This is a genomic window from Roseateles sp. (genome assembly GCF_031397715.1).
Classification (GTDB): domain Bacteria; phylum Pseudomonadota; class Gammaproteobacteria; order Burkholderiales; family Burkholderiaceae_C; genus Paucibacter_A.
Window position 1 is genome coordinate 1 of the sequence record NZ_JANNMI010000299.1, and the last position, 8270, is coordinate 8270.

Annotated in this window: 6 protein-coding genes; 3 read left to right on the plus strand and 3 right to left on the minus strand. The window is 59.1% G+C overall.

Translation table 11 applies throughout. The annotated features are described in order from the left end of the window. From RMO57_RS12950 to RMO57_RS12960, 3 genes are all read right to left on the minus strand, one after another. Positions 1-743 (minus strand): ABC transporter permease subunit (locus RMO57_RS12950; RefSeq protein ID WP_310387227.1); only part of this gene is annotated, 743 nt, incomplete at its 3' end. Positions 744-761: 18 nt separating this feature from the next. After that, positions 762-2081 carry a sn-glycerol-3-phosphate ABC transporter substrate-binding protein UgpB gene (gene ugpB / locus RMO57_RS12955; RefSeq protein ID WP_310387229.1) on the minus strand — a complete coding sequence of 440 codons (1320 nt, stop codon included), beginning with the start codon at positions 2079-2081 and terminating at the stop codon, positions 762-764. Between the two features lie 61 nt (positions 2082-2142). Then, positions 2143-2841 carry an NBR1-Ig-like domain-containing protein gene (locus tag RMO57_RS12960; protein WP_310387231.1) on the minus strand — a complete coding sequence of 233 codons (699 nt, stop codon included), beginning with the start codon at positions 2839-2841 and terminating at the stop codon, positions 2143-2145. A 261-nt stretch (positions 2842-3102) separates the two neighbouring features. On the opposite strand from RMO57_RS12960, the gene RMO57_RS12965 reads away from it, so the two are divergent. The 3 genes from RMO57_RS12965 to RMO57_RS12975 form a co-directional block, all read left to right on the plus strand. Next, positions 3103-3927 (plus strand): 2OG-Fe(II) oxygenase family protein, encoded by an 825-nt coding sequence (locus RMO57_RS12965; RefSeq protein ID WP_310387233.1) that lies wholly within the window; start codon positions 3103-3105, stop codon positions 3925-3927. Positions 3928-3938: 11 nt separating this feature from the next. Then, positions 3939-4580, plus strand: coding sequence for a LysE/ArgO family amino acid transporter (locus RMO57_RS12970; protein ID WP_310387234.1), 642 nt, complete (start codon positions 3939-3941; stop codon positions 4578-4580). Between the two features lie 367 nt (positions 4581-4947). Continuing rightward, on the plus strand, positions 4948-8270 hold a 3323-nt coding region (locus RMO57_RS12975; protein WP_414896421.1), incomplete at its 3' end, for a DUF3683 domain-containing protein.

Here is an 8270-nt window from a genome sequence, read left to right on the forward strand (position 1 = left end):
GACGTGTCTTTGCCGGGCCCGCCGTGGGTGGCGGCGTCGATGATGCCGAAGGTGTCGAAAAAGGCGTAGACGATATTGATCACCAGCAAGAAGAAGGTGGTCGGCGACAGCAGCGGAAAGATGATGGTCCAAAAGCGCCGCCAGGGGCCGGCGCCGTCGATCGCGGCGGCTTCGATCAAGGACTTGGGAATCGCCTGCAGGCCGGCCATGAAGAACAGGAAGTTGTAGGAGATCTGCTTCCACACCGCCGCCATCACGACCAGCGTCATCGCATGGTCGCCGTTGAGCAGATGGTTCCAGGGAATGCCCATCGCCGTCAGCCAGTAGGACACCACGCCGATCGAGGGCGCGAACATGAACAGCCACAGCACGCCGGCAATGGCAGGTGCTACCGCGTAAGGCCAGATCAACAGCGTGCGGTAGACGCCGGCGCGCTTGACGACCCGGTCGGCCATCACCGCCAGCAGCAAAGACAGCACGAGCCCATTGCCGGCCACCAGCAGCGAGAACACGGCGGTGGTCTTGAAGGAGGCCAGATAGCCAGGGTCGGCAAAGAGCTGTTGAAAATTCTCCAGCCCCACCCACTCGGTGGACAGGCCGAAGGCATCTTGCCTCTGCAACGACTGTAAAAGGGCTTGTGCCGCCGGCCAGAAGAAGAACACCGTGATGACCAATAACTGCGGCGCCAGCAGCAGCCAGGGCAGCCAGGAGGCCTTGAATTGAACGCGTTTCTCGACTGCCACGGCTGCTGAACTGTTGGGTTACTTCGCCGCGCCGGCGTTCGCCTTCTGGAAGCGCTCCAACTGCTCATTGCCACGCTGCACGGCCGCGTCCAGGCCTTCCTTGGCGCTTTTCTTGCCGCCCCAGACCTGCTCCATTTCCTCGTCGATGATGGTGCGCACCTGGACGAAATTGCCCAGGCGGATGCCGCGCGACTTGTCGGTGGTCTTGCGGATCATCTGCGTGACGGCCACATCGGTGCCGGGGTTTTCTTTGTAGAAGCCGCTCTTGTCGGTCAGCTCAAACGCTGCCTTGGTAACCGGCAAATAGCCGGTGCGCTTGTGGCTGGCGGCCGCCACTTCGGGCTGGGCCAGGAAGCTAAAAAACGCTGCCACGCCCTTGTATTCGGGCGTCTTCTTGCCGGCCATCACCCACAGGCTGGCGCCGCCGATGACGGTGTTTTGCGGCGCGCCCGCCACGTCGGGGTAGTAGGGCAGAGGTGCTATGCCGGAGGCGAACTTGGCGTTCTTCTTGATATTGGCGTACATGCCGGATGAGCCGGTCATCATCGCGCATTCGCCCGAGACAAAGGTCGCATCCGCCGCATTGCCGCGGCCCTTGTAAATCAGCAGGCCCTGCTTGCTCATATTGGCCAGGTTCTCGATATGGCGCACATGCAGCGGGGTGTTGAAGGCCAGCCGTGTGTCGAGGCCGCCGAAGCCGTTGTTCTTGCTCGCATACTCGACGTTATGCCAGGCCGAAAAGCTCTCCAGTTGAGTCCAGCTGACCCAGGAGGTGGTGAACGGGCATTTGTGGCCGCTGGCCTTGAGCTTGGCCGCGGCCAGCGCCACCTCGGGCCAGGTGCTGGGCGGGGTCGTCACACCGGCGGCCTTCAGCGCATCCTTGTTGAAGTGGAACACCGTCGTCGAGCTGTTGAAGGGCATGCTCAACATCTGACCGTTCGGCGCCGTGTAATAGCCTGACACGGCCGGCACATAGGCGTTTGCGTCAAATTTTGCGCCGCCCAGCTTCATTACCTCGCCAACCGGCACGATCGCACCCTTGCTGGCCATCATGGTGGCCGTGCCGACCTCGAAGACCTGCAAGATATGCGGCGCATTGCCGGCGCGGAAGGCGGCAATCGCCGCCGTCATCGACTCGTCGTAACTGCCCTTGTAACTGGGCACGATTTTGTAGTCTTTCTGGCTGGCGTTGAACTCTTTGCTCAGATCGGTGACCCAGTCGCCGAGGCCGCCGCCCATCGAATGCCACCATTGAATTTCGGTCTGCGCTTGGGCTTGGGGGCTTAGGCCGGCGAGCAAGAGGCTCAAGGTCGCGGCGGCGAGGTGCTTTGATGTCATGGGTTTGTGTCTCCGTGTTTGATCTGTGAAAAGCAGGGTCATGCCACCTGCCGAATCGACACTATGGCCGGTCGATTGCCATGACTGTAACTACCACATGGCAAATGAACGTAGCGTCGTAGCAAGGGCACCCTTTCCCATCCTCCAGTCGCCAAACTGACGCCACGGTGCAGGTTTCTTTCGGTGCTGAAAAGACCACCTCAATACGCACGGGTTGTCCCGGCATGGTGGTGGGTACCTCGACCTCCTGATGCAAGCTTGTCAGATGCGCATCAAGCACAGGCTGAAGACCGCCACCAGGCAGTTTCTTAGCGACTACATATTCTCCGTCAACCCGCACCAGCTTGCGGCCACGCCAGGGTATAGAACCAAGGTTTTGAAACTCCCAGACCTTGTGGAATGTCTCACCTGGAGCCAGCACTGCGTGGTCCGGTGTCGTTACATCTGCATTAAAAACGGCGATGTCGTTGGTATCTCGTAAACCAATTGCTTGGTTAGTTGGTAAGGCCGTTGCTGCAAAAGAGGCTGTACCCTGAAGCTCGGCAAAAAATCTAAATAGTAGCAAAGGCGAAATGGCCAACGCGGTAGCCAAACTTAACAAAGTCCGCACCGATGGGTCTCGTTTTTTTCCGCTGGCGAGTTGATACAGATAACTTCGCGCCATACCTGCATCTGCGGCGATATCAGTCATCGTCTTGCCGAGTTCCCGGCTGCGGCGAGAAAGCAGGACTTGTAATGTTTCGTTTGAATTCTCATGCATGGGCTACTCGGATATTTAACCTTCACTCTGACCTTATGCAGCGGATCACGCATGTTGATGCTATCCACCAAAGTAGACAAAGTGTACGCCAAAGAGAACCTCCTTATGTCGCGAATCAATAAGAATGGGCCGTTCTGGAAATCGGTTCGAAGCTGCATGTGGAGTACAACTCAATTGTGTCGCTGTCGTGTCAAGCCATTTTGCTTCCAGTTCTTTCACCGACACAAGTCGGTGCCAATTCACATTTACAGGGGGAAAATCATGATTGACTATAAAAAATCCAACAATGCCATCATCGGCACTGGTTTTGCGACCATCCAAATGTCGCCTGAGCTTTTGGCCAACTTCACGTATCTGACAGGTACGTTTCGCACGATTGCTGAGTCAACAAGAACAGATTTTAGCTTTTCAGGGGACACTGACGGATTTCTACCATTTGGCAGCGAGTTCTCCATAGAAAATCGCCAACCCGATCTTTGTGAGCGTTTTTTCTATTGGCCTTCCAACCTCTCAAAGCGGCTCCACCATCCATTTGTTCAAAGCAGCTTTATGCAAGCTGTTCAGGCCTATGAGGCCGAAATTAGCCAGATGGCGGAGGCGATCATGCGGGAAATATGCGTCGCATTCGATGCGCAACCCCTGAATATGATGCGCTCCGCGTCATACTTGCAGTTGTGCGCATATAGCGCAAAAGAGCAAAGCACAAAGAGACGATTCGCTCAGAATCCTCACGAGGATGGGCACCTGCTCTCGTTTATCAAGCCAACACACGACGGTCTGGTTTTAGTTAAAGGTCAGGCGATCGAACCCGTCCGGCTATTGAAGAACGAACTTGCTGTTCTCTCTGGGTCACTTCTCACGGAGCTATCAGACCAGGCGATTCCCGCCAGCTACCATGCGGTGTTGATGCCGCACCATAGCGTGGAACGAAGCTCGCTGATCTACTTCACCAATCCAAATGTGAATCAGAACTTGTTTGGCTTTTACCGTAAGGCACCATTAAGTATTTTGAAGTTTATTAATGAGCGGCACACCGAATTCGGAAATCGAATTTTGGAACTTGCCAATATTGAAACTTCAGCTTGACCTGTTGATTTATGCCAGCACTACCCAGCATAATTTTTGTCGAAGGCTTTGTTATCGGCTTTGGACTATTTTCCGCAATTGGACCCAAAGATAGCTTGATCTTGCAGCATGGGCTCAGTGGGATAATAATTTGGCGGATAGTCTGGCTCTTTGTGTTTGCCGATGTCTTTTTGATTGCCGTGGGGATGACCGGCATTGGCGCCTACCTTGAGGAAAATAAGAGGGCCATGTCGGCCTTGCTGCTTGGCGGTGGACTATATTTGGTTTGGTTTGGAGCTGGGCGCTTGTTCGCGGCCCTGCGAGATACGTCCATGCCGATGGAACTATCTGCTTTAGGAGCATCCGCCCCTGGCCTGATGCGAACGGCTATGGTGCTGGCTTTTGCCAATCCCTATGCGTGGATTGATACCGTGGTGATCATTGGTGCTATTGGGGGCGGGAAAATACAAAGCGAGAAATTGCCTTTCGCTCTTGGCGCGATGGCTGCTTCCTTGGTCTGGTTCAACGCGCTGGCTTATGGGAGTACCCGATTTAGAATATTGTTCCAGACCCGCTTGGCTTGGCGCGCGTTGGATACTGGGACAGCTCTGATGATGTTTTACTTGGCGGCCATGCTATTCCTTGATGTCCTTAACAACAGGCTTGGCCTCTAATGAATTCCAAAAAATCTGATGTGCACAGGTGAAGTTAAGTTGGCTTTTGAGGGTCGGCGCTCGGGCACCTAAAAATTTGACTTGCCCAATTTGGTGAGAGATGTAGCAGTTGGCCAACCGCTTCTGTGCTGGCATCGCCAAAAACATTGAAGGTCTTAGCCCTGGGCTGCCGGCCGGATTGCTGCGCTGCGGTACGATCGGCGCCCGGGGTGCATGGGGTATTCCCTGCAGTTCGGCTCAGATCAGCAAGCGCGGAGCCACAAGCCCAGCCGCACTCTTGCAAAAAAAATTCTCAGCCTTGTTGAGCGGGTCTGTCCAGATGCCCGCTCAGCAGCCAACCATGGGTGCTCCAACGCGCCCGGCCGCCATGAATGCACCGCTTCCGCTGATGTCTGTTGTCCCGACACAAGACCTGACCCTCGCCCATGCTGCACCGCCTGCGCCACGCCTGCGCGAGATTCCGTACAACTACACCTCGTTCTCGGACCGCGAGATTGTCATCCGCCTGCTCGGCGCCCCCGCCTGGGAGCTGCTCAATCAGCTGCGCCAGGAGCGCCGCACCGGCCGCTCGGCGCGCATGTTGTACGAGGTGCTCGGTGATATCTGGGTGGTGCAGCGCAACCCCTATTTGCAAGACGATTTGCTGGACAACCCGAAGCGCCGACGCCTCTTGATCGAGGCACTGGAGCACCGGCTGCACGAGGTCGAACTGCGCCGCGACCCGAGTACCGATGCCTTGCGCGATCAATCGGTCGGTGAGCTATTGAGCGCGGCGCGCGGCGCGATTGCCGGCTTTGCCGCTCAGTTCGACGCCGTGGCCGAGCTGCGTCGGCGTGCCACCAAGCTGCTGGGTAAAACCACCGCCAAGGACAATATCAAGTTCGACGGTCTCTCGCGCGTCTCGCACGTCACCGACGCGACCGACTGGCGGGTCGAGTACCCATTCGTCGTCTTGACCCCGGACACCGAGGCCGAGATGGCGCGCCTGGTCAAGGGCTGTATCGAGCTCGGTCTGACCATCATCCCGCGCGGCGGCGGCACCGGCTACACCGGCGGCGCCATTCCCCTGGTCTGGAACAGCGCCGTCATCAACACCGAAAAGCTGGAAGGCTTGCGCGGCGTCGAGATGCTGACCCTGCCCGGCATGGACCGCGAGGTGGCGACGATCTGGAGCGAGGCCGGCGTGGTCACGCAACGCGTCGCCGACCTGGCCGAACAACATGGCTTTGTGTTCGCCGTCGACCCGACCTCGGCCGAGGCCTCCTGCGTCGGCGGCAATGTGGCGATGAATGCCGGCGGCAAGAAGGCCGTGCTGTGGGGTACGGCGCTGGATAACCTCGCATCCTGGCGCATGGTGACGCCGGATGCCAAGTGGCTGGAGGTCACAAGGCTGAACCACAATATGGGCAAGATCCATGATGTGGCCACGGCCAGCTTCGAGCTGCGTTACTTCGACGCTTCGGGAACAAAGCTGGAGCGCACCGAGCGCCTCGACATCCCCGGCAGCACCTTTCGCAAAGAAGGCCTGGGCAAGGACGTCACCGACAAATTCCTGGCCGGCCTGCCCGGCATCCAGAAAGAGGGCTGCGACGGCCTGATCACCAGCGCGCGCTGGGTCGTGCACAAAATGCCGGCACATGTCCGCACCGTCTGCCTGGAGTTTTTTGGCAATCCCAAGGACTGCGTGCCGGCGATCGTCGACATCCGGGACTACATGTTCGCCGAAAGCCTGCGGCCCGGCGGCGCTGTTCTTGCCGGCCTGGAGCATCTGGATGACCGTTATCTGAAGGCGGTGGGCTACAGCACCAAGAGCAAGCGCGCCAATCTGGCCGGCGCGTCCTCGGGCGGCCTGCCCAAGATGGTCTTGGTCGGCGACATCGTCGGCGAGGACGCCGACGCGGTGGCGCGTGCCACCTCCGAGGTGGTGCGGCTGGCGAATGGCCGCCACGGCGAGGGCTTTGTGGCCATCTCACCCGATGCGCGCAAGAAGTTCTGGCTCGATCGCAAGCGCACGGCGGCGATCTCCAGGCATACCAACGCCTTCAAGGTGAACGAGGACGTGGTGATTCCGCTGCCGCGCATGGGCGAGTACACGCTGGGCATCGAGCGCATCAATATCGAGCTGAGCCTGCGCAACAAGCTCGCCTTCGTGGGGGCACTGAAGACGTGGTTCTTGCAGAGCAGCCTGCCGCTGGGCCGCAGCGACGACGCCGGCGATATCCCCAGCGCCGAGCTGCTGGGCGACAGGGTGCAGCAAGCGCTGGCGCTATTGGACGGCGTCGGCGGTCAATGGCGGCGCTGGCTGGATGGGCTGGACGCCGAGCAGGCCGACGCGCGCAGCTTCTTTGATCAGCTGCAAGACCACAGCCTGCGCGCCTCCTGGAAGGCCGAGATCCTCAAGCCGCTGGAGCTGATCTTCAACGGCGGCGCATTTGCGCCCATCCTCGACGAGTGCAAACGCATCCACAAGGAGGTCTTGCGCGGCCGCGTCTGGATCGCCCTGCATATGCATGCCGGCGACGGCAATGTGCACACCAACATCCCCGTCAACTCGGACAACTACGAGATGCTGCAGACGGCGCATGAGGCCGTTGCCCGCATCATGGTGCTAGCACGCAGCCTCGACGGTGTGATCTCGGGCGAGCATGGCATCGGCATCACCAAGCTGGAGTTCATGCTGGACTCGGAGTTAGCGGGTTTTGCCGGCTACAAGGCCAAGGTCGACCCTGAGGGTCGCTTCAACAAGGGCAAGCTCTTGCGCGGTGGTGTGAACCCGGCTGATTTGACGAATGCCTACACGCCCAGCTTTGGCTTGATGGGCCATGAGTCGCTGATCATGCAGCAGAGCGATATCGGCGCGATCAGCGATTCGATCAAGGACTGCCTGCGCTGCGGCAAGTGCAAGCCGGTCTGCGCCACTCATGTGCCGCGTGCCAATCTGCTCTATTCACCGCGCAACAAGATCCTCGCCACCTCGCTGCTGGTCGAGGCTTTTTTGTACGAGGAACAAACCCGCCGCGGCATCTCGATCAAGCATTGGCAGGAGTTTGAGGACGTGGCCGACCATTGCACGGTCTGCCACAAATGCCTGAGCCCCTGTCCGGTCAACATCGACTTCGGCGATGTGACCATGAATATGCGCAACCTCTTGCGCAAGATGGGCCAGAAAACCTGGCGGCCCGGTAATGCGGCGGCGATGTTCATGCTGAACGCCACCAACCCGCAGACCATCAAGCTGGTGCGGGCGGCCATGGTCGGCGTCGGCTTCAAGGCGCAGCGCCTGGCTCACGATGTTTTGAAGCGTTTCGCCAAGAAGCAAACGGCGGCGCCGCGCGCCACGGTTGGCGCAGCACCCATCAAGGAGCAGGTGATTCACGTCATCAACAAGAAGCTGCCCGGCGGCCTGCCCAAGAAGACCGCGCGCGCGCTCTTGGACATCGAGGACAAGGACTACGTCCCCATCATCCGCAACCCGCAGGCCACCACCGCCGACACCGAGGCCGTCTTCTACTTCCCCGGATGCGGCAGCGAACGCCTGTTCAGCCAGGTCGGCCTGGCGACACAGGCCATGCTGTGGCATGCCGGCGTGCAGACCGTGCTGCCACCGGGCTACCTGTGCTGCGGGTACCCGCAGCGCGGCTCGGGCCAGTTCAGCAAGGCCGAGAAGATGATCACCGACAACCGGGTGCT